This window comes from Limnospira sp. PMC 1279.21 (assembly GCF_032349615.1).
Classification (GTDB): domain Bacteria; phylum Cyanobacteriota; class Cyanobacteriia; order Cyanobacteriales; family Microcoleaceae; genus Limnospira; species Limnospira fusiformis.
The window spans coordinates 1-1,957 of the sequence record NZ_JARPLU010000343.1; the positions used below are offsets into that span (position 1 = coordinate 1).

At 44.4% G+C, this 1,957-nt stretch carries 1 protein-coding gene; it reads right to left on the minus strand.

The features are described from left to right. A partial coding sequence (ltrA, locus tag P5683_RS24380; RefSeq protein ID WP_315642522.1) for a group II intron reverse transcriptase/maturase occupies positions 1–1,240 on the minus strand: 1,240 nt, incomplete at its 3' end. Between the last annotated feature and the right edge of the window lie 717 nt (positions 1,241–1,957).

A 1,957-nucleotide genomic window follows, 5' to 3' on the forward strand; every position in this document is an offset into this window, starting at 1 on the left:
AATAGTAGTTTGACCATCCCCTTATGATTGGGTTTAGTCTGCTAATCAGGGCTGACTGGGGTGCAGTTTTATGTTGTTTAATTACACCCTTAATCACTTCAGTGTGGGCTTTAACTGCTTTCTTGCTGGGTTTGATGTGGGTTTTGTGACCGATTAATCGGCTTGCCATTCCCCCTGTTTTCCCAGATTTATATTTTCCTACCGGATATTGCCTGATATTGAATCCTAGAAAATCAAACCCGGGTTCTTCAGGCTTGCCATTATACTCAATGGGATTGAGCGTGTGGCAAATTCGAGTCTTTTCAGGTTTAATCTCTAATCCTACAGGTTTTAACCATTCAGAAATTGCAGTCTTGCACTGTTCAATGATTTCAAGGTCTTTTGATATAACTACAAAATCATCGGCGTATCTTATAAGGTTCACCTGAATGGCTGTTCCTTTATTTGGATACATTTCCTTAACTAGCCTCTCCATTCCCAACAGTGCGATGTTGGCGAGTATTGGACTTATTACCCCTCCTTGGGGTGTCCCTGATTCTGTATCCTCGAATACACCGTTATCTAGCACCCCTGCTTTAAGCCATTGTTTCAGGTCTCTTTTCAAGCTGCTTGGACAATGAATTTTGGACAGTAGATAATCATGGTTTATTCGGTCAAAGCATTTTGTTATATCAGCGTCTAACACAAAATAACTGCTGTGTTTGATACACAGATAGATTCGTGCTATCGCATCCTGGGCGGACCGTCCAGGACGGAATCCGTAACTTGTGCCTTCAAACTTCGATTCCCATTCAGGTTCGAGAGCCGACTTAACCAAGGCTTGCCTTGCTCTATCTTGGATGGTGGGTATTCCCAGAGGGCGTTTTTCATCCCTTCCAGGTTTTGGAATCCACACCCTACGCAGCGGTTTTGCTTTGAGATTTCCTTTAATATTCTCAGCAAGTTCAAGCCTTTGCCTTGGGGAGATTACTCTCATTCCATCGACACCGGCTGTCTTTTTGCCTTGATTATCTTGAGTCACTCGTCGCACTGCTAGAAGCTGGGCATAATATGACTTCACCAATAGACGTTGCAACTTTCTAGCCTTTGCATCCTGTCCCGATTTAGCTGCTTGAAATATCCTCTTTTGGAGCTTAAAGACGTATCGCTGAACCTTGGCCCAGTTAATACTTCTCCATACATTCGTAGTCTTTGTAAGTTTTGGTTTCCCAAATCCCTTACTTTCTCTCGATTTCGTCATTTTGACTCCTACTAGACTCTATTCTTACAATCAAACCGTGACCCGTTAGCATATCCCTGTCATTACAACCGGGCGTTTGGCTTTTGGTCACATCTCACATCCTCTAGGACTTGCGGTTACACTTATCCCTACTGAGGTATCGACCATACTCTCAGAGTCCAGGAGGACTTAAAACGTTCCGTTTATATGGGCATTCCATCTTTAGATTTGTCCTCTCCACCGGGGTACTTTAAAGGTCTGTGTAGGTAGTGAAAGGATTCTCCTACTTTTCCCCTTACTCTTTTGAGCGCAGCGTATCAACCTATTTCGCTACAATCTACTTACGATGGTTCAGGCCAGACATTCGGTTTCCCTAATCATGGATGGTTGGCAGTGGTCGCGTCTGGTAGTTGGTTCTACTTCACGCCTTCCGTTCCCCGCTTCAATCCCAGGGGTGTGAGTCCTGAAACTGGGGGTGGCTATCGCCGTTACCCTCATCTCTGTGTCGTCCCATTTCGTTATGTTAAGAGTTGTTACGAGTTGTTACAGAGTGTATTGACCTTGGGTTCCCTGCCTTGATTTTTTATCGTATGATACTAATCATTGGGACATATAAACAGTTATAGGGATGGTCAGGAGTGCGCTCCTTATATTCAACCAAGGGGCTGAATTCCCTACCAGGCGGTTATTTCGGGCATTGCAGCCCTATTTCATGCCTGAACGTCTCGCACGCTTTCA